General features: G+C 55.4%; 15 protein-coding genes and 1 pseudogene. 8 read left to right on the top strand and 8 right to left on the bottom strand.

Going from position 1 to position 19,487, the window contains the following annotated elements:
- The first annotated feature begins 22 nt into the window (after positions 1-22).
- A complete protein-coding gene (locus tag EQV24_RS06175) occupies positions 23-493 on the top strand; it encodes a DUF1456 family protein (RefSeq protein ID WP_020690148.1) in 471 nt (156 codons plus the stop codon).
- 96 nt (positions 494-589) lie between these two features.
- Here EQV24_RS06175 and metG read toward each other — a convergent pair whose 3' ends face one another.
- Positions 590-2,623, bottom strand: a complete 2,034-nt coding sequence (gene metG / locus EQV24_RS06170) for a methionine--tRNA ligase (RefSeq protein ID WP_013097928.1) — start codon at positions 2,621-2,623, stop codon at positions 590-592.
- Positions 2,624-2,760: 137 nt separating this feature from the next.
- Between metG and apbC the strand changes: the two genes are divergently transcribed.
- A complete protein-coding gene (gene apbC / locus EQV24_RS06165; protein ID WP_013097927.1) occupies positions 2,761-3,870 on the top strand; it encodes an iron-sulfur cluster carrier protein ApbC in 1,110 nt (369 codons plus the stop codon).
- A 95-nt stretch (positions 3,871-3,965) separates the two neighbouring features.
- On the opposite strand, the gene EQV24_RS06160 is transcribed toward apbC, so the two are convergent.
- Positions 3,966-4,451 carry a GNAT family N-acetyltransferase gene (locus tag EQV24_RS06160; protein WP_126347522.1) on the bottom strand — a complete coding sequence of 162 codons (486 nt, stop codon included), beginning with the start codon at positions 4,449-4,451 and terminating at the stop codon, positions 3,966-3,968.
- Positions 4,396-4,728: an RcnB family protein gene (locus EQV24_RS06155; RefSeq protein WP_013097925.1), complete on the bottom strand. Its 333-nt coding sequence runs from the start codon at positions 4,726-4,728 to the stop codon at positions 4,396-4,398. The genes EQV24_RS06160 and EQV24_RS06155 overlap by 56 nt, the downstream gene beginning before the upstream one ends.
- A gap of 468 nt (positions 4,729-5,196) precedes the next feature.
- Here EQV24_RS06155 and EQV24_RS06150 point away from each other — a divergent pair, with 468 nt between their 5' ends.
- From EQV24_RS06150 to etk, 3 genes are read left to right on the top strand one after another with little or no spacing between them, the layout of a single operon-like run.
- Positions 5,197-6,336 carry a polysaccharide export protein gene (locus EQV24_RS06150; protein ID WP_023622076.1) on the top strand — a complete coding sequence of 380 codons (1,140 nt, stop codon included), beginning with the start codon at positions 5,197-5,199 and terminating at the stop codon, positions 6,334-6,336.
- The gene (locus EQV24_RS06145) at positions 6,336-6,785 is read left to right on the top strand and encodes a protein-tyrosine-phosphatase (RefSeq protein ID WP_013097923.1); all 450 of its coding nucleotides are present in this window, start codon (positions 6,336-6,338) and stop codon (positions 6,783-6,785) included. Before EQV24_RS06150 ends, EQV24_RS06145 begins: the two co-directional genes overlap by 1 nt.
- Positions 6,785-8,983 carry a tyrosine-protein kinase gene (gene etk / locus EQV24_RS06140; RefSeq protein WP_130626328.1) on the top strand — a complete coding sequence of 733 codons (2,199 nt, stop codon included), beginning with the start codon at positions 6,785-6,787 and terminating at the stop codon, positions 8,981-8,983. The genes EQV24_RS06145 and etk overlap by 1 nt, the downstream gene beginning before the upstream one ends.
- Here etk and EQV24_RS06135 read toward each other — a convergent pair.
- The gene (locus EQV24_RS06135; protein ID WP_020690155.1) at positions 8,980-10,323 is read right to left on the bottom strand and encodes an NCS2 family permease; all 1,344 of its coding nucleotides are present in this window, start codon (positions 10,321-10,323) and stop codon (positions 8,980-8,982) included. The two genes, etk and EQV24_RS06135, sit on opposite strands and share 4 nt — an antisense overlap.
- Positions 10,304-12,122 (bottom strand): annotated as a pseudogene (locus EQV24_RS06130) (adenine deaminase C-terminal domain-containing protein). Before EQV24_RS06130 ends, EQV24_RS06135 begins: the two are co-directional and overlap by 20 nt.
- 122 nt (positions 12,123-12,244) lie before the next feature.
- Between EQV24_RS06130 and EQV24_RS06125 the strand changes: the two are divergent.
- Both EQV24_RS06125 and EQV24_RS06120 read left to right on the top strand, forming a co-directional pair.
- On the top strand, positions 12,245-13,165 hold the full coding sequence (locus EQV24_RS06125) for a LysR family transcriptional regulator (protein ID WP_162780648.1): 921 nt from the start codon (positions 12,245-12,247) through the stop codon (positions 13,163-13,165).
- 70 nt (positions 13,166-13,235) lie between these two features.
- Positions 13,236-13,751, top strand: coding sequence for a protein disulfide oxidoreductase (locus EQV24_RS06120; protein WP_130626327.1), 516 nt, complete (start codon positions 13,236-13,238; stop codon positions 13,749-13,751).
- Between the two features lie 37 nt (positions 13,752-13,788).
- On the opposite strand, the gene EQV24_RS06115 is transcribed toward EQV24_RS06120, so the two are convergent.
- From EQV24_RS06115 to EQV24_RS06105, 3 genes are all read right to left on the bottom strand, one after another.
- Positions 13,789-15,255 (bottom strand): aspartate aminotransferase family protein, encoded by a 1,467-nt coding sequence (locus tag EQV24_RS06115; protein WP_013097917.1) that lies wholly within the window; start codon positions 15,253-15,255, stop codon positions 13,789-13,791.
- An 18-nt stretch (positions 15,256-15,273) separates the two neighbouring features.
- Complete coding sequence (locus EQV24_RS06110) at positions 15,274-16,650, bottom strand: diaminobutyrate--2-oxoglutarate transaminase (RefSeq protein WP_013097916.1); 1,377 nt, start codon at positions 16,648-16,650, stop codon at positions 15,274-15,276.
- Between the two features lie 342 nt (positions 16,651-16,992).
- The gene (locus tag EQV24_RS06105; RefSeq protein WP_130626326.1) at positions 16,993-18,000 is read right to left on the bottom strand and encodes a LacI family DNA-binding transcriptional regulator; all 1,008 of its coding nucleotides are present in this window, start codon (positions 17,998-18,000) and stop codon (positions 16,993-16,995) included.
- Between the two features lie 238 nt (positions 18,001-18,238).
- On the opposite strand from EQV24_RS06105, the gene EQV24_RS06100 reads away from it, so the two are divergent.
- Entirely contained in the window at positions 18,239-19,480 is a 1,242-nt protein-coding gene (locus EQV24_RS06100) for an MFS transporter (RefSeq protein ID WP_020690161.1), read from the top strand.
- Positions 19,481-19,487: the final 7 nt, after the last annotated feature.

Below are 19,487 nucleotides of genomic sequence, written 5' to 3'. Positions count from 1 at the left end.
TCATCGACAGTTAAAGGCACTCATGCTTAGTAATGATATTCTTCGTAGCCTGCGCTACACCCTGAAAGCAAACAACAACGACATGGTGCGCATTCTTGCGCTGTCTGCCATGGAATCCACCTCTGCTGGTTTTGACACCTGGATGACCAAAGAGGACGAAGAGGGGTTTGTTCGCTGCCCTGACATTATCCTGTCAGGCTTCCTGAACGGCCTGATCTACGATAAGCGTGGCAAAGATGATTCTGCACCTGAACTGGCGCTGGAGCGTCGGGTGGACAACAACACGGTGCTGAAAAAGCTGCGTATCGCGTTCTCGCTGAAAACGGATGATATTGTGGCGATCATGACGGAGCAAAAATACCGTGTATCCGTGCCAGAAGTGACCGCCATGATGCGTGCGCCGGGCCACAAAAATTACCGCGAGTGCGGCGACCAGTTTCTGCGTAACTTCCTGCGCGGGCTGACCCACCGGGTGCATAATACGAAGGCGTGATTGCGGAATGGGTGCGGCCTGATGCCCTCATCCCGGCCCTCTCCCTGTGGGAGAGGGAGAACAAAAAAAGCCGGAGATAATCTCCGGCTTTTTTTGTTATTTCACCTGCTGACCCGGCTTCGCGCCTTCGTCAGGGCTTAACAGGAAGATATCTTTCCCGCCAGGGCCTGCGGCCATCACCATCCCCTCAGAGATGCCGAAGCGCATTTTACGCGGTGCCAGGTTCGCGACCATGACGGTCTGACGGCCAATCAGTAACTGCGGATCAGGATAGGCAGAACGGATGCCGGAGAAGACGTTACGCTTCTCACCGCCCAGATCCAGCGTCAGGCGCAGCAGCTTGTCAGAGCCTTCCACGAATTCCGCGTTTTCAATCAGCGCCACGCGCAGGTCAACTTTAGCGAAATCGTCAAAGGTGATGGTCTCCTGAATCGGATCGTCTGCCAGCGGGCCGGTCACCGGTGCGGCAGCTGCTTTCACCTCTTCTTTCGAGGCTTCCACCAGGGCTTCAACCTGTTTCATTTCGATGCGATTGTAGAGCGCCTTGAAGGTATTCACCTTGTGGCCAAGCAGCGGTTGCTGGATTGCATCCCAGCTCAGTTCGGTGTTCAGGAACGCTTCTGCACGCGCTGCCAGCTGCGGCAGTACAGGCTTCAGCCAGGTCATCAGCACGCGGAACATGTTCAGACCCATGGTGCAGATCGCCTGCAGGTCAGCGTCACGGCCTTCCTGTTTCGCGACAACCCACGGGGCCTGCTCGTCCACATAGCGGTTGGCAACATCGGCCAGCGCCATGATTTCACGAATTGCTTTACCGAATTCACGGCTTTCCCAGGCTTCGCCAACCGCAGCGGCGGCATCGGTGAAGGTTTTATACAGCTCAGGATCGGCCAGCTCGGCAGAAAGCACGCCGTCAAAACGCTTGGCGATAAAGCCCGCGTTTCGGGACGCCAGGTTCACCACCTTGTTCACGATGTCCGCGTTCACGCGCTGCACGAAATCTTCCAGGTTCAGGTCGATATCGTCGATGCGGGAAGAGAGCTTCGCCGCGTAATAATAACGCAGGCTGTCTGCATCAAAGTGGTTCAGCCAGGTGCTGGCTTTGATGAACGTCCCACGCGATTTGGACATCTTCGCGCCGTTCACCGTCACGTAGCCGTGAACAAACAGGTTGGTTGGCTTGCGGAAGTTGCTGCCTTCCAGCATTGCCGGCCAGAACAGGCTGTGGAAGTAAACGATGTCTTTGCCGATGAAGTGATACAGCTCGGCGGTGGAATCTTTCTTCCAGTATTCGTCGAAGCTGACGGTGTCGCCACGCTTGTCGCACAGGTTCTTGAAGGAGCCCATGTAGCCGATTGGCGCGTCCAGCCAGACGTAGAAATATTTGCCCGGTGCATTTGGAATTTCGAAACCAAAGTAGGGCGCATCGCGGGAGATATCCCACTGCTGCAGGCCGGATTCGAACCACTCCTGCATTTTGTTCGCTACCTGCTCCTGCAGCGCGCCGCTGCGGGTCCACGCCTGCAGCATTTCGCTAAAGGATGGCAGGTCGAAGAAGAAGTGCTCGGAGTCACGCATCACAGGCGTGGCGCCGGAGACCACCGATTTCGGGTCGATCAGCTCTGTCGGGCTATAGGTAGCGCCGCACACTTCGCAGTTATCGCCGTACTGATCCGGTGATTTACATTTCGGGCAGGTGCCTTTGACGAAACGGTCCGGCAGGAACATGCCTTTTTCCGGATCGTACAGCTGAGAGATAGTGCGGTTTTTAATAAAACCGTTCTCTTTCAGACGGGTGTAGATAAGCGTTGACAGCTCGCGGTTCTCCTCGCTGTGCGTGGAGTGGTAGTTGTCATAGCTGATGTCAAAGCCAGCAAAATCGGTCTGATGCTCCTGACTCATTTCGGCAATCATCTGCTCCGGGGAAACACCCAGCTGCTGGGCTTTCAGCATGATCGGCGTGCCGTGGGCATCGTCCGCGCAGATGAAGTTAACCTCGTGGCCGCGCATTCGCTGGTAACGGACCCAGACATCAGCCTGGATATGCTCCAGCATGTGGCCGAGGTGGATTGAGCCGTTGGCGTACGGCAGTGCGCACGTTACCAGAATTTTTTTCGCGACTTGAGTCATAGTAGGCATTACTTCTTTTAACTGTGAAAAGGGTTTTTGATATTACCAAAAGGGGCATTATTAAGTAAGCACAAACCACGGCCTTTCAGGTAAACTTGTTCATCTAAGGTCTTATTCACAAGAACAAAGGAGTCGGGATGAGTTCGCAATCCCAGGCCAAATCACCGGAAGCCTTACGAGCAATGGTCGCCGGGACGCTGGCTAACTTTCAGCATCCAACCCTGAAGCACAATCTCACTACGCTGAAAGCGTTGCACCATGTCGCATGGCTGGACGATACGCTGCACATCGAGCTGCAGATGCCGTTCGTCTGGACCAGCGCCTTCGACGCGCTGAAAGAGCAAACCAGCTCGGAGCTGCTGCGCATTACCGGTGCAAAAGCGATTGACTGGAAGCTGAGCCACAGTATCGCCACCCTCAAGCGGGTGAAAAACCAGCCCGGCGTTAACGGTGTGAAAAACATCATCGCCGTCAGCTCCGGCAAGGGCGGGGTGGGGAAATCGTCTACCGCCGTCAACCTGGCGCTCGCGCTGGCGGCCGAAGGGGCGAAGGTCGGTATTCTGGATGCGGATATCTACGGGCCGTCAATTCCCAACATGCTGGGCGCAGAAAACCAGCGTCCAACCTCGCCAGATGGAACCCACATGGCGCCAATCATGGCGCACGGTCTGGCAACGAATTCCATCGGTTATCTGGTGACTGATGACAATGCGATGGTCTGGCGTGGTCCAATGGCCAGCAAAGCGCTGATGCAGATGCTGCAAGAGACCTTGTGGCCGGATCTGGATTATCTGGTGCTGGATATGCCGCCGGGTACCGGTGATATCCAGCTGACGCTGGCGCAGAACATCCCCGTCACCGGGGCAGTTGTCGTCACTACGCCGCAGGATATCGCGCTGATCGACGCCAAAAAAGGCATCGTGATGTTTGAGAAAGTCGAGGTGCCTGTGCTCGGTATCGTCGAGAACATGAGCATGCACATCTGCAGCAACTGTGGTCATCACGAGCCTATCTTCGGCACCGGCGGTGCAGAAAAACTGGCGGCGCAGTATCACACCCAGTTGCTGGGACAGATGCCGCTGCACATCACGCTGCGTGAAGATCTGGATAGCGGGAAACCGACGGTCATCAACCGCCCGGACAGTGAGTTTGCGGAGTTGTACCGTCAGCTGGCGGGGCGCGTTGCGGCGCAGCTTTACTGGCAGGGTGAAGTCATTCCTGGCGAAATCGCCTTCCGCGCGGTGTAATTCTTCTGCGCTTGAGTGCCGGGTGGCGCTTCGCTTACCCGGCCTACAAATGGCACCATCATGTAGGTCGGGTAAGGCGAAGCCGCCACCCGACATTAACGCAATCGGTAATGCATCAGATAGTACTCTCCCTCCGGAGAATCCCCCGTTGCCTCGATGTGCCAGCCATGACGCTGATAAAACGCGATAGCCCGTTCGTTTCTCACCAGGCACTTTAACGCCCCCGTACTGGTAAACGTTTTTTGTACCTGTTCCAGCAGCAAACGGCCTACGCCCAGGCTCTGATACTGCGGATCAACGAACAGATTGTGCAGAAAGTTATCATTCGTCCAGACTGACGCAAAGCCCACACGATGGCCGTTCTGTACAGCAACCCAAATCACTTCGTCTCGGGTTGCCTCGTCAAAATCTTCGAGTTGCCATTCTGCACCGTTCAGCCACGGCCACGCCTCGCGGCGGGCATGCAGGTAAAGGGTGCGCAGGAAAGGACGATCGCTCTCCTGCCACGGCCGAATATGGACGGTATCAGCGATGATAGAAGATATCTCCGTTGTATGCTTTATAGATCTTACCGTCGGCATCGCCGATCAGGACATAGTTCTCGCCCATATAGGTCCAGTGCGTACCCGCATCCGGCGCCGGGAGGTTACGCAGTTGATACTGTTTGATGGTGTATTCAGGGGTTTGATACAGCGCCGGAGCCGTGTCGCCAATTTTGAACTTCGTGAAATCAGCAATGAACTCTTGTTCTTCATAAGCTTTGATGCCGCCAGATGCTGACGCCGTTTGCGGGGCTGCCGAAGCCGCGCTCGCAAGAGACATTACTACACCCAGAAGCAGCCATGTACGCTTAGCCATTTTTTCTCCAGTTATACCGTTACTGATACGCTCAGCCTGCTGTGTTGACGATATGGCAGACAGCCTATTTTAAGTATCCCAGCAGAGCCTGTTAGAAAAAAAATGTAACAAAAGTGGACGGTTTTGTGTAGATCAAACGGTTAATACTATTTTGTTTATGAATATTATTTCCTAGGACTTATTCAGAACGGAAATATTTTTTTTAATTAATTCTGAAAATATAAGTTTACTCTAAATTTGTGACCTGAAATGCATGCATTTCATTTGAAGACGATTTAAACTTCTAAAAGCGGAGCGGTTTAATTCTCAATTCTACGTGGTTCCGGTCCTTCAGTTCATTCTACACATCATTCAGTGATGTGTGATTTTACGTAATTGCTTGAAAAACAGCATGTTGAAAAAGTAGGCGATTCTTCCGGAATGGCCTGTTATGCGTTTTTTGCGCTCATGAATGAAATATTAATTCTAATGAAAAACACAACCACATTATCTGTAATATTCTTAGCGATAAGTCAGTTGACGGGCTGCGTATTTTCTCCCGGGCAAACATTAAGCTCAGCGGGAAAAAACGTCATTACGTCGGGTGATGAAAATAATAATTTAGATAAGCGCGTGGATCTCTATCCTGTTACCCCTTCATTGATTGAGAAATTGCGCCCTGCCGTCACCAAATCTCAGTCTAATCCTAAGCTCGATGAGCAGGTCAGAAACTGGGAGTACCGCATTGGAACCGGTGATATTTTGACCGTAACCGTCTGGGATCACCCTGAACTGACAACACCGGCCGGACAGTATCGCAGTGCCAGTGACACCGGCAACTGGGTCAACGCCGACGGTACGCTCTTTTATCCCTATGTCGGCAAACTCCCGGTGGCGGGAAAAACGGTCTCTGAAGTCAGGGAAGAGATCGCCAAACGGCTGGATAGCGTGATCGAAAGCCCGCAGGTTGACGTCAGCGTGGCTGCCTTCCGCTCGCAAAAAGCCTATGTCACGGGCGAAGTCGTCAAATCTGGTCAGCAGGCAATCACCAATATTCCCCTGACGGTCATGGATGCCGTCAACGCGGCAGGCGGGCTTTCTGCCGATGCGGACTGGCGCAATGTGGTTCTCACTCACGAGGGGAAAGATTCGCGCCTCTCTCTGTATGCGCTGATGCAGCACGGCGACCTGACGCAAAATAAGCTGCTCTATCCGGGCGATATCCTTTTTGTGCCTCGTAATGACGCCCTGAAAGTCTTCGTGATGGGGGAGGTGATCAAGCAGAGCACGCTCAAGATGGACAGGAGCGGAATGACTCTTGCTGAAGCGCTAAGCAATGCGGGCGGCCTGAATCAGGATATGGCCGATGCGACGGGCATTTTTGTCATTCGCTCCATTGCCAAAGGCAACGACGCGGGAAAAATTGCCAACATTTATCAGCTTAACGCGCAGGATGCCTCCGCGATGGTGTTGGGCACTGAATTCCAGCTTGAGCCGTACGACATTGTCTACGTCACCACGGCACCGCTGTCACGCTGGAATCGCGTCATTACGCAGCTCGTGCCGACCATCAGTGGCGTTCATGACCTGACCGAAACGGTCCGTTACATCAGATCGTGGCCGCAATAATGTTTGATTCCATCTTAGTGGTCTGCACCGGCAATATTTGTCGCTCGCCGATTGGCGAGCGGCTGTTGCGTCAGCTGCTACCGGGAAAACGGATAACCTCGGCAGGTATCTATGGGCTGGAGGGCAGCCCGGCGGATGTCAGCGCTCAGGACGTGGCCAGGCGACATGGGATCTCACTTGAGGGACATCGCGCGCGCAAACTGACCCCGCAGATCATGCGGGAATCGGATCTGATTCTGGTGATGGAACCTGCCCATCTTCGCTTTATCTCTGACATGGCCCCGGAAATTCGCGGCAAATCGCTGCTTTTTGGGCAATGGCTGGGGCCGCAGGACATCCCAGATCCCTATTGTAAAAGTCGTGAAGCGTTCGATTATGTTTTCGGTCTGCTGGGCAAAGCCAGTCAGGAATGGGCTCATCGTTTGAGTCAACAAGGAATGAAGCGTTAATGTCGTCTTACACAACAGACAGTTACGGTGCGGCAGCACCGGAGAACCATGAAATCGATCTCATTAGCCTGCTCGGCGAGGTGATCGATCACCGTGCAGTCATTTTATCGATAACTTTCCTGTTCACCCTGCTGGCGGGGCTGTATGCCTTTCTGGCCACGCCCGTTTATCGCGCAGATGCCTTAATCCAGGTAGAAGGAAAGCAGGATAACAGCCTGCTCAAAAATTTAAGGCAGTTTGGGAGTGAGATGTCTCCCGATGTCGAACCTGAAATTCTCCTGCTTAAATCGCGGATGATTCTGGGCGCAACCGTCGATGAATTAGGCCTAACACAGCACGTGACGCAGCGTACGTTCCCGGTTGTGGGGCGTCTGTGGGCACGATTGCAGGGCCGTAAACCGGCGACGGTTGCCCTTGGCTGGCTGCAACTTCCCCCTGTCGAAGGCAAACCTCGCACCCTTGTGCTCATTGTGCTGGAAAAAGGGGCATACCGGCTGGAGGGGGATAACTTTTATGCCGAGGGCAGGGAAGGGAAACCGCTGGAAAAAGCCGGCGTTTCACTGTTGGTGGTGAAAATGAATGCGCCAACGGGCACGCAATTCACGGTGCAAAACAGCACCCGCCTGGAGGCGATCAATACGCTCAGCACCCAATTTAGCGTCGTTGAATCGGCAAAGCAGAGTGGGGTGCTGACGCTCACGCTGACCGGCAACGATCCTGAGCGCATTGCGCATGTGCTTGACCGGATTGCCAACAACTATCTGCAGCAAAACATTGCGCGCCAGGAAGCCCAGGATGCCCGTAGCCTTGCATTTTTGCAGAAGCAGTTGCCTAAAATCAGAAGCGAACTGGATCTGGCTGAAGAGCGGCTGAATCAGTATCGCAAACAGCGTGACTCGGTGGATCTCTCCCTGGAAGCGAAATCGGTTCTCGAGCAGATTGTGAATATCGAAAACCAGCTCAACGAGCTGACGTTTCGTGAGGCGGAGATTTCTCAGCTGTTCAAGAAAGATCACCCGAACTACCGCGCCTTGCGTGAAAAGCGTCAGACGCTTGAGCAGGAGAAGGTCCGCCTTAATCAGCGTGTCGCCGCCATGCCATCGACTCAGCAGGATATTTTGCGCCTTAGCCGGGATGTGGAGTCAGGCCGCACCATCTATTTGCAGCTCCTCACCCGTCAGCAGGAGCTGAACATTTCGCGCTCCAGCGCCATTGGTAACGTGCGAATTATCGACAGCGCGGTGACGCAACCCGATCCCATCAAACCGCGAAAGCTGGTGGTCATCGTCTTAGGCATCCTGTTGGGGCTGATATGCTCAATGGGGCTGGTCCTGGTCCGCATGGCGCTCAGACGCGGCATCAACACCTCCGAGCAACTGGAAGGGCTTGGCGTACAGGTGATGGCCACCTTGCCCCGTTCCCTGTGGCTGTGGAAAAAAACCAATCTGCGTAAAAAACGTGTTTTTGGCTCACGCTGGAGACACAAGATTGTCGATGTCCCTTTCCTGCCAGTTGATCGGCCTGCGGATGTTTTTGTCGAGGCCGTGCGGGGGCTTCGCACCAGCCTGCATTTCACCTTGCAGGATGCCGCTAACCGGATCGTCATGATTTCAGGCCCAACGCAGGACTGCGGTAAAACCCTTGTCAGCACCTCGCTGGCCGCGATTGAGGCGCAGGCCGGGCTCAGGGTGTTATTCATTGATGCGGATATGCGCGAAGGCTATGTACACAACATCTTCGATCTGAAAAACCATACCGGGCTTTCCGACGTGCTTGACGGGAAATGTCATTTCCAGGCGGCGATTCAGCGCTATGAGAAAGGCAACATTGATGTGCTGACCTGCGGGCCGGTTCCGTTACGCCCCTCTGAACTGCTGATGAGCGAACGCTTCAGGGCGTTAATGACCTGGGCAGACGAGCATTATGACCTTGTGATCCTCGATACCCCGCCGGTGCTGGCCGTAACCGACGCCTCAGTGGCTGCCCCGGTGGCCGCCACCTCGCTGCTGGTGGCCCGCTATGGTAAAACCAGCCTGAAAGAGATGGAGAACAGCATTAAGCGTTTGCAGCAAACGGGGGCGCATATCAACGGCACCGTGCTGAACGATGTGGTGAAATCAGCAGCGCTGTATTACCGTGCAGGCTATGGCCATTACGAGTATGGCCAACGCCCGACACGGCAACCGCGCAAGGATTAGTGCTTCACCAGCGTGGCAAAGTAATACACCAGCGGAATGGCGAGGATCCAAAGACCAACGGGGATTTCTCGCCATTTTCCTGCAATCGCTTTGATGACGATGTAAAACAGCAGCCCTCCCGCAATCCCTGTCCCGAAGCTGTTGGCAATCAGCGTAATCATTACCATCATCAGCACCGGCAGCCCATCGGTGAAGTTTGCCAGATCCACCTTACGCAGGCCGCTGAACATATTCAGGCCGATCAGGATCAGGGCAGGGGCGGTGGCTTCTTTTGGGATCATGAGCGCAACGGGCGTAAACAGCAGCATCAGCAAGAACATGACCGCAGCGGCCAGCGCCGTCATGCCGGTTTTACCCCCTGCTTCTGCGGCCGCGGAGGATTCAATCAGCGCCGTGGCGGCAGGAATACCCACCCACGGGCCAATCGCGGCGGCTATCGAGTCCACCATAAACGGGCGATTGATGTTTGCCATATTGCCCTCTTCATCCAGCAACCCGGCTTCACCTCCCACCGCCAGCGTGGTGCCCATGGTGGAGAAAAACTCCGATGCGAAAAAGACAAACAGGAACGGCAGGAAGGCAATATTCAGCGCGCCCAGCATGTCGATATGGCCCAGCACCGGCGTCAGTGAGTGAGGCATGTCAATAAAGCTGGCAGGAAGGTGAGTCACCCCCATCGGAATGCCCACGAGGGTGGCAAACAAAATGGCCCACAAAATGGCGCCCGGAATGCGACGCGCCTGCAGGGCAATGGCGAGGAACAGACCGCTGAGCGCCACCAGCGCGCCTGGGGAGAGAAAATCACCCAGCATCAGCGCGTTCGTTTTTGCGTTAGCCAGCACCAGCCCGGCATTGCGAAAGCCCAGTACGGCGACAAAAAGACCGATAGAGGCCGTCAGTCCCAGTTTGATGGACTGCGGTACGGAGCGGGTCACAACCTCTCGCAGGCCAAAACGGGTGAGCAGGAAGAACAAAATTCCCGACCAGCAGGCAATGCCCAGACCAATTTGCCAGCCGATGCCTTCACTGCCCGCCAGCGTTACCCCAACCAGCACCGAGCCACCAATGCCGGGCCCGACAATAAACGGCAGGTTGGCGTAAAACGCCATCAGCAGCGTACCGGCCACAAACACCAAAATGGTGCCGGTGGTCGCCGCGCCTTTATCCATCCCGCCCACGGCCAACAGCCCCGGGATGACCACCAGCAAATAGGCGGCGGCGAGAAAACCGGTGAGACCGGCCAGACACTCTGTGCGCACGGTACTGCCGCGCGTATGCAGTGCAAAACGACGTTCAAGCCAGTTCCCTGGTGCTGGCGAATTAACGGTATTGTCGGCCATTATCCGGCTCTCCTTCGGTATTATTGTGTGGTGTCCGGGGTTTCCCGGTAAGAAATCAGCGGATCGACAATCTGGCGCGTGCTGCCATCGGTCAGTCCAAGATCGGTTAAATGCGGCCCGGCGTTGCAGGCAAGGCATGTCCCTTCAATGGCTTTAAATACTCTGTATGGCGGCTCCCAGTCGGCAATCTGGCTGCTGCGTTCGCGCAGCTCACGGAACTGGCGCGCCAGTTCCGCAGGGGCGAGTTCTGACAACATCCCCGCAATGGGCATCGCCACATGGGCGATCACATCCCCGTTCTGCACCAGCGCCATCCCGCCACCGCTTTGGATCAGCGTGTTGGCGGCCAGTGCCATGTCATCAGGATTGCGTCCCAGTACCACCAGGTTGTGTGAATCGTGGGAGTAGCTGGTGGCAATGGCCCCCCGCAGCTCTCCCCAGCCTTCCAGCAGGGCGATTTGCGGTTTTGCCGCATGGCGCGCGTGGCGGTGCTGAACCCAAATCAGGCTAAAACCAGCCGGTATCTCAACGCGTCCGTCACGTACCCGGGCGTCGGTTTCTCCCCAGCGGGTAAAACGTGCGCCGCTGATATGACGCAGGCGCGCCACACCGTGGTTTGCGTTGTCGATGCGCATGTAAAAATCACTGGCGGTCAGCGACGACAGTCGCACGGTATCCCGGGGCAGCGTCAGGGGCGTATCAACAATCGGCTCGATCATCGCTCCGTCACGGGCAATGCATTTTCCGGCGACGTACACCCGGCGAGCCGTCAGTTTATCCAGTGAATCGAACACCACCAGATCCGCACGACGACCCGCGGCAATCAGCCCGAGATCGTTACGCTGCAGGCGCAGGGAAGCATTCAGGGTGGCAAACCGCAGCGCGTCCGTCGCCGGAAGGCCATGTTCAATCAGCAGGTTGAGCAGGGCGATGATGCCGCCTTTTTCCATCAGGATGTCCGGTGGGACATCGTCAGTGCAGACCGTGATTTGTGACGACAGATGCGGCAGCGTTTTCAGCGCGCTGACGATATCAGGCAGCAGATAAGGATGCGAGCCGCGGATCTCCAGCGTCAGCCCGGCGCGTAATTTTTCCAGCGCATCGTCGGCAGAGGTGAGTTCATGATCGGAGGTGACGCCCGCCGCCAGGTACGCCTGTAAATCCGCGCCGCTCAGACCACGCGCGTGACCTTCAATCAGCTTCCCACTTTCCAGCCCGGCCTGCAGGATCTCCAGCATACGCTGACTGCCATTCAGCACCCCGTGCATGTCCATCACTTCCGCCACGCCGCGCACTTCGGGCCAGCCAAGCAGGGTATTCATCTCTTCGCCCGCAAAGTCTGCGCCGGACATCTCCAGCCCCGGTGTGGAAGGAACGCTCGATGGCGCCGCGACCATTACCTGCAGTGGCAGGTTGCGGCTCGCCTCAATGGCAAAGCGGACGCCTTCAATCCCCAGCACGTTTGCCAGCTCGTGCGGATCCCAGAACACCGCAGTGGTGCCCTGCGCCAGTACGATCTCTGCGTAGCGGGCAGGCAGCAGGTGCGAGCTTTCAAGGTGAACATGCGTGTCCATTAGCCCCGGAGAGAGAAACTGGTTGTTCAGGTCATGCGTCTCAAGCGCATCGTTGCGGCTGCCGCGCGGATGGACGCTGGCGATAAGCGAGCCGACGATACCCACATCCGCGTCGCGGATCTCACCGGTTGCCATATCAACAACTCGGGTATGCGTAAGCAACAGGTCAAACGGCGTTTCGCCTCGTGCAGCCTTCACGGCGCGGCGTCGGGTTTCGGCAGTCATGCAATTAACAGTTCCAGCATTGAAATATTGACGTTACTCTATGCACCCGGCAAACGTTTGCCCAGCTGATAAAATTTATCGTCCGATAACCCCGGGTTATTCTGTGACGCGTGTAATGGATAATGATGACGGAACCCTGGCAGCGCTTGCCTGCGCTCTCTCTTCGGCAGCTACAGTATTTTGTCACTCTGGCGCAACTGCGTCATTTTACGGATACCGCCAGTAAACTGGCCATCAGCCAGCCGGCGCTCAGCAGCGCCCTGCGGCAAATCGAAACCGTGCTCGGCGGTAAACTGGTCAACCGTACCGCGTCGGCGGTCACGCTGACCGAGCTGGGTCACGCCATTCTGCCACACGCCCAGCGGGTGCTCAGCGTGGCGCAGCTGGCGTTTGATGATATGCAGCAGATTGTGCAGGCCGGCGGCGACGGTACGGTGCGGATCGGTCTGGTGCCTTCTGTCAGTTCACTGCTGTTTCCGCTGCTGCCGCAGACGCTGGCGCAGGCTTTTCCGCGCCTGCGGGTGGAGTTTCACGACCAGACCAACGATGCGCTGGTGGCGCAACTGCTGAAAGGGCAGATTGATTTTGGCATCGGGGCGCTGGACAACTCGGTACCCGAACAGCTGGACGTGTTCCCGTTGCAGGAGGATCCGTTTGTGGCCGTGCTGCATTGCGACGATCCGCTCGCCGCGTCGGCACATGTTCCCTGGAAACAGCTGGTGGGCCGGGATATTGCCGTTTTCTCAAAAGGCAATATTCAGCGGCTGGTCAATGCGCTTGCCGAAAGCCACCGTCTGTCCCTGCAGACCCGTTATCAGGTGGACTATATCGAGACATTATACGGGCTGGTGCGCTCGAAGCTTGCCGTGGGTATATTGCCTCAGCTTTATACCACCCACCTGCAGGACCCGCAGCTTAAGGTGGTTCACCTTCAGCAACCGGCCCTGGCGCGCACGGTGGCGCTGATGCGTGCCCCGCAGGCGCTGCCTCCGCTCATTGAGTCCTGCTTTACCCTGATGGTTGATACCTTGCGCACCAGGTAGGGCGACACTTCTTTACAGCGAAACGGCGCGCAGCTCGCTAAGATGACCTTCGTTAAATCACGAGGTCACAATGGAAAACAGCAAATTCAGCCAACTGCGCCGCTGGGCGCGGGAAGGGATCATACTCGTACTGCTGGCGCTGGCCGTGATGTGGGGTGTGGATCAGTACCGCAAGCCGACATTACCCGCCACGTTTAGCGCTACCCCAATGCAGGGCATTGATGGCTCAGTACATGACATTGCTGCACTCAGTCAGGATCGGCCGCTGCTGATTTACGTCTGGGCGACCTGGTGCAGCATCTGTCGCTATACCACGCCTGCGGTCAATAGGCTGGCAGAAGAGGGCGGGAACGTGGTGAGTATTGCCATGCGCTCTGGTGATGACGCTAAGCTTGCGCGCTGGGTCGAAAAGAAACAGCTGAAAATGCCGGTGATTAATGACGAAAACGGTGCGCTGTCACAGCAATGGCAGGTTAGCGTAACGCCGACGCTGGTGCTGGTCTCTAAAGGCAATGTCGTCAGTACAACAACGGGCTGGACAAGCTACTGGGGATTAAAAGTCAGGATGTGGTGGGCAGGGTTATAAAAATAGCCCCTCTCCCGGTGGAAGAGGGGCTGTGGTATTACTTCGCCAGAACTTCCTGCGCAGTACGCTCAACCAGAGACAGCAGGGTTTTGATATCCTCCAGCGTCACGGTTGGGTTCAGCAGCGTCAGCTTCAGACAGGTCACGCCGTTATGCTCGGTCACGCCGACGTTTGCACGGCCGGACTCCAGCAGCGCATCACCAATTTTCTGGTTCAGCAGGGCGATACCTGCATCATCTGCCTGCACCTCGCCACGGAAGCGGAACAGCACGCTTGCCAGCTGTGGCTGCATAACCAGTTCCAGTGCGGGCTGCTCTTTCACATAAGCTGCAACCTGCTGTGCCAGCGTCACGCCGTGATCGATGATCGCTGCGTATTGCTCCTGACCCAGCGCTTCCAGGCTCATCCACAGCTTCAGCGCGTCGAAACGGCGTGTGGTCTGCAGCGATTTGGAAACCAGGTTCGGCACGCCGGCTTCTTCGTCGAACTCAGAGTTCAGGTAAGCCGCCTGATAGCGCATCAGCTCATAGTGGCGCGCTTCCTTCAGCAGGAATGCACCGCAGCTGATGGTCTGGAAGAACTGTTTGTGGAAGTCCAGAGTAACGGAATCCACCAGTTCAATGCCGTCCAGGTAGTGGCGATACTGCTCAGACATCAGCAGTGCGCCGCCCCAGGCCGCATCAACGTGTACCCAGATGTTCTGCTTCGCCGCCAGTTCAGCAATGGCACGCAGCGGGTCAATAGCACCGGCATCGGTGGTCCCTGCTGTCGCGACAATCGCCAGAATCTGTTCGCCGTTGGCGTTGCACTGCTCGATTTTCGCCGCCAGATCGGTCAGATCCATGCGAGAGAATTCGTCAGTTTTCACCTGCACGACGGACTGATAACCCAGCCCCATCAGCGCCATGTTTTTCTGCACGGAGAAGTGCGCGTTTTCGGAGCACAGTACGCGGATCTTACGCAGATCGCCCGTCAGACCATCCTGCTGGACAGAGTGGCCCTGACGTGCGAAGAACGCATCACGTGCCAGCATCAGACCCATCAGGTTGCTCTGGGTGCCACCGCTGGTGAAGACACCCGCGTCGCCAGCCTGATAACCCACGCGGGTACGCAGCCATTCGATCAGTTTGATCTCAATAATGGTTGCGGACGGGCTTTGATCCCAGGAGTCCATGCTCTGGTTAGTGGCGTTAATCAGCACTTCCGCCGCCTGGCTAACGACCAGGCTTGGGCAGTGCAGGTGCGCCACACACTGCGGGTGATGAACGGACAAACTGTCTTTCAGGAAGAACTCCACGGCGCGTTCAATCGCCGCTTCGTTGCCCAGCCCTTTCGGGTTGAAATCCAGCTTAATGCGGTCGCGCAGTTCCGCGACCGTTTTGCCCTGATACATCTCAGGCTGTTTCAGCCACTGCATCACAGCCTGAGTGCTTTGTTCAATCGCCTGCTGGTAAGCTTCAATGCTCTGCGCAGAGGAGAACAAAATTGGGTTTGAATCAGACATCGTAATCAACAACTCCGGTTACGCCGGGCGAACGCCCGCAGCAAGCAGTGCCTGCTCGAATTTATCCAGGAAGACTTTCAGCTCATCATCGCTGATCAGCAGAGAAGGCAGCAGACGCAGAACGATACCGTTACGACCACCGCGCTCCAGAATCAGACCGGCTTCGAAGCACTTCTTCTGAATCAGTGCAGACAGCTCGCCATCACCCGGGAAGCAACCCATGTGGTCAGCGGCTTCGTGTGGTTTAACGATCTCAATACCGATCATCATGCCCAGACCGCGAACGTGGCCGATAACCGGATAGCGTTTCGCCATCTCGTTCAGCTGGCCTTTCAGCCATTCGCCCTGTGCAGCCACTTTGCCAGCGATGTTTTGGTCTTTCAGGATCTTCAGCGTCGTCAGACCGGTTGCCATCGCCAGCTGGTTGCCGCGGAAGGTGCCGGTGTGGTGACCTGGTGCCCATGCATCGAACTGCTTTTTGATACCCAGCACAGCCAGTGGCAGACCGCCACCAACGGCTTTAGACATCACGATGATGTCTGGCTCAATGCCCGCGTGTTCGAACGCGAAGAATTTACCGGTACGGGCAAAGCCTGCCTGAACTTCGTCCAGGATCAGCAGAATGCCGTGTTCCTGAGTCACTTTACGGATGCGCTGCAGCCACTCAACAGGAGCCGGGTTCACGCCGCCTTCACCCTGAACGGCTTCCAGGATTACCGCAGCAGGTTTACGCACGCCGCTTTCAACGTCGTTGATCAGGTTTTCGAAGTAGTAGGTCAGCGCTTTCACGCCCGCTTCACCGCCGATACCCAGTGGGCAACGGTACTGGTGTGGGTAAGGCATGAACTGCACTTCTGGCATCATACCGTCTACCGCTTCTTTCGGAGACAGGTTACCGGTCACGGACAGTGCACCGTGAGTCATACCGTGGTAACCACCCGAGAAGCTGATGATACCGCTACGGCCGGTGACTTTTTTCGCCAGCTTCAGCGCCGCTTCCACGGCGTCAGCACCGGATGGACCGGTGAACTGCAGGCAGTACTCTTTGCCCTGACCAGGCAGCAGAGAGAGCAGGTATTCGGAAAACGCGTCTTTCAGAGGCGTAGTCAGATCCAGAGTATGTAACGGCAAGCCGCTGGTAATGACATTTTGGATGCTTTTCAGCACATCAGGGTGGTTATGGCCAAGCGCGAGGGTGCCTGCGCCTGCTAAACAGTCAAGGTATTCTTTATTATCTGCATCGGTGATCCACACGCCTTCTGCTTTAGTGATGGCCAAAGGCAGTTTGCGCGGATAACTCCTGACGTTAGATTCAAACTCGGCCTGACGGGCCAGATAGGTTTCGTTGCTTTTGTGGGCATCTACGGTGTCAATACGGACTTTATCCGTCATCATATCACTCCTACAACCGCCGCTTCGTTATGAGCCACGATTGAATAAAAAGTTAAAAAACAGATGGGGGCCTGAAAAAAACGCCGCCAATATAGAGCCTTTTGCCACGGGGCTCAATGGTTAATTTGTTTACTGTTTTGTGACATGGGGCACAGGGGACGGAATATCCCCGTTTTGAGAAAGAAAATTATGCGTTATGGCAAATAAAAACAGCCGGTTACGTGCTAACTGCCCAGAGGGTAAAATCATAAAAAAGAGTGTGACAAATCGTGCCATTTTTCCCTGAAAGGGAGGTTGACGCCTCCTTAGCCTGCTTATTACTGCGACAGGGCTAAAAAGCGGTGGTCATGATAGATGCGTAATGGAATTCCGCATTAAAAATGGACTTTCAACGCGCGTGGTTTCCCGATGGGTTTCACCGTGAATAATATGCAGAGCACTGAGGCGACCAATTTCATAATGCGGCAGTTGAACCGTTGAAAGAGGCGGAAGAAAGAGTTCTCCAATGCCTACCATATTGTCATAGCCGATCACCGCGATATCTTCAGGGATGCGAATTCCTTGCGCCAGCAGGGTCTGGTAAACCATCAATGCGATACGATCGTTGCCGCAGATAACCGAGTCGAACTGGGGAAGGCCATTCTGAATGCGCGCCTGCAGAACTGACGGAATGTCGCGATAGTGCTCGTCCCCAAACGCCATATAACTATGATCCAGACGGTCCGGGTCGAGCCCCGCTTCACGGCATGCACGTTCCAGCCCGTGACGGCGTCGGGTTGTGGCCAGATGATCTGCGGGTAAATGCAGGCACAGGGGCTGTCGATAGCCTGCGGCGAGTAACGCCTGTACGGCGGCGTACTGCCCCTGTTCATCATCAGGAATATAGCTGGCGACCTCTTCATCGATACTTTCGCAGTTGGCCAGCACGCAGGGAAGGGTAAGGAGCTTGGCCGGGAGAGGAACCTGACGTAATCCCATGGTGGTGTAAATAATGCCGTCCGGGCGGTGAGAGAGCAGCAGATCGACGATTGCCTCCGGGTTGTCATCGGTAAACATATTCATGACGAAACTGTTCCAGCCGTGCATCCGGGCCGTCTCTTCAATGGACAGCGTAATCTCCACCGAGAAAGGTGTCGTCACCGTATCGAGTGCCAGCACGCCTATGGTTTTTGGCGAGGCATGCGCGCCGCGTACTTTCTTGGCGGAAAGATCGGGTACGTAGCTGGTCTGCTCAATAGCCTGCTGTACGCGTGCCAACGTTTCCGGTTTAAGGCGCTCCGGGTTGTTAAGCGCGCGTGAGACGGTCATCAGCGATACGTTAGCCAGCTTTGCGACGTCCTTCAGGGAAGCCATTTTCTTACTCCGTTAATGTCACGTGTTAAAGAGTATACAACTAAGTTACTGATGTAAAAGGAAAGGGGGTATGTGAGTGGAGCCAGACAGGCTTCATTGATGAATAATTGATCGCGATCTCACTTCTGTAATGTTAACGTTAACTTTCGTGATTAACATCATGAATCTGCTCCAAACCGCATGAGTAACGCTCAATGTTAACGTTACCATTTTGTCATTACTCCAACATGAGAATGTCATGATGAAAACGCATCACTCTCACAGCTATCCCTTATTGAGCGCATTACTGTTTTTCTTTTTTGTCACCTGGTCTTCTTCCGGCTCTTTGCTTTCCATCTGGCTCCACCAGGAGGTGGGCTTAAAAGCGGGCGACACCGGCATTATCTATGCCGTGCTTTCTGTCTCCGCGCTTTTCGCTCAAATCTGCTATGGATTCATTCAGGACAAACTTGGTCTGCGCAAGAACCTGCTCTGGTTTCTGACCAGCCTGCTCATTCTTTCTGGTCCGGCCTTTTTGCTGTTTGGTTATCTGCTGCAGATTAACGTTTTACTCGGCAGTATTTTCGGCGGGATCTATATCGGCCTGACGTTTAACGGTGGGATAGGGGTACTGGAGTCCTATACCGAGCGTGTCGCCCGCCAGAGCCAGTTTGAGTTCGGCAAGGCGAGGATGTGGGGATCGCTTGGCTGGGCGGTGGCAACCTTTTTCGCGGGACTTCTGTTTAACATTAATCCGAAGCTGAACTTCGCTGTCGCAAGCTCTGCAGGACTGCTGTTTTTTGTTTTGCTGGCGCGTCTCAGGGTCTCTTCCGCCCCGCACGCCATGCAGGAAGCGGTGTCAGGCGGTAAAGTCACGCTGGAAGATGCATTGCGTCTGCTGACGCTGCCGCGGTTCTGGGCGCTGGTATTTTTTGTTATCGGCACCTGTATTTATGGCGTTTACGACCAGCAGTTCCCGGTCTATTTCTCCTCCCAGTTCCCGACGTTACAGGAAGGAAACGCCATGTATGGCTATCTCAACTCCTTCCAGGTTTTCCTTGAGGCGGCGGGCATGTTCTGCGCCCCATGGCTGGTGAATCGCCTTGGCGCAAAGAATGGCCTGATTTTTGCGGGAATGGTGATGGCGATGCGTATGGTGGCTTCGGGGCTGGTTGAGGGACCGGTACTGATCTCCATTACCAAGCTATTACACGCGGTCGAACTGCCCGTTTTGCTGGTCTCAATTTTTAAATACAACAGCTTACATTTCGATAAACGGCTCTCTTCCACCCTCTATCTGGTGGGCTTTGCCTGTACCAGCTCGGTGATCGCCTCGGTCCTCTCGCCGCTGGCGGGTTACAGCTATGAGAAATACGGCTTCGCCCAGTCCTATCTCATTATGGGGCTGTTAGTTTTCAGCACCACGTTTATCTCCATCTTCCTGTTGCGCTCGGGTAAATCCTCTTCTGACCCGCTCATGCCGCAACCTTCCACCATCTGATCGAAAG

It is taken from the genome of Enterobacter sp. A8 (genome assembly GCF_004296595.1).
In the GTDB taxonomy this organism is placed as follows: Bacteria; Pseudomonadota; Gammaproteobacteria; order Enterobacterales; family Enterobacteriaceae; genus Enterobacter; species Enterobacter cloacae.
The sequence above is the reverse complement of the archived record's forward strand: the minus strand, read 5'-3'. Positions and strand labels throughout refer to the sequence as shown.

Excerpts from the sequence above, each read along its gene's own strand:
- EQV24_RS06175 (WP_020690148.1), top strand. The coding sequence starts at position 23 with ATGCTTAGTAATGATATTCTTCGTAGCCTGCGCTACACCCTGAAAGCA.
- metG (WP_013097928.1), bottom strand. The coding sequence starts at position 2,623 with ATGACTCAAGTCGCGAAAAAAATTCTGGTAACGTGCGCACTGCCGTAC.
- apbC (WP_013097927.1), top strand. The coding sequence starts at position 2,761 with ATGAGTTCGCAATCCCAGGCCAAATCACCGGAAGCCTTACGAGCAATG.
- EQV24_RS06160 (WP_126347522.1), bottom strand. The coding sequence starts at position 4,451 with ATGCCGACGGTAAGATCTATAAAGCATACAACGGAGATATCTTCTATC.
- EQV24_RS06155 (WP_013097925.1), bottom strand. The coding sequence starts at position 4,728 with ATGGCTAAGCGTACATGGCTGCTTCTGGGTGTAGTAATGTCTCTTGCG.
- EQV24_RS06150 (WP_023622076.1), top strand. The coding sequence starts at position 5,197 with ATGAAAAACACAACCACATTATCTGTAATATTCTTAGCGATAAGTCAG.
- EQV24_RS06145 (WP_013097923.1), top strand. The coding sequence starts at position 6,336 with ATGTTTGATTCCATCTTAGTGGTCTGCACCGGCAATATTTGTCGCTCG.
- etk (WP_130626328.1), top strand. The coding sequence starts at position 6,785 with ATGTCGTCTTACACAACAGACAGTTACGGTGCGGCAGCACCGGAGAAC.
- EQV24_RS06135 (WP_020690155.1), bottom strand. The coding sequence starts at position 10,323 with ATGGCCGACAATACCGTTAATTCGCCAGCACCAGGGAACTGGCTTGAA.
- EQV24_RS06125 (WP_162780648.1), top strand. The coding sequence starts at position 12,245 with ATGATGACGGAACCCTGGCAGCGCTTGCCTGCGCTCTCTCTTCGGCAG.
- EQV24_RS06120 (WP_130626327.1), top strand. The coding sequence starts at position 13,236 with ATGGAAAACAGCAAATTCAGCCAACTGCGCCGCTGGGCGCGGGAAGGG.
- EQV24_RS06115 (WP_013097917.1), bottom strand. The coding sequence starts at position 15,255 with ATGTCTGATTCAAACCCAATTTTGTTCTCCTCTGCGCAGAGCATTGAA.
- EQV24_RS06110 (WP_013097916.1), bottom strand. The coding sequence starts at position 16,650 with ATGATGACGGATAAAGTCCGTATTGACACCGTAGATGCCCACAAAAGC.
- EQV24_RS06105 (WP_130626326.1), bottom strand. The coding sequence starts at position 18,000 with ATGGCTTCCCTGAAGGACGTCGCAAAGCTGGCTAACGTATCGCTGATG.
- EQV24_RS06100 (WP_020690161.1), top strand. The coding sequence starts at position 18,239 with ATGATGAAAACGCATCACTCTCACAGCTATCCCTTATTGAGCGCATTA.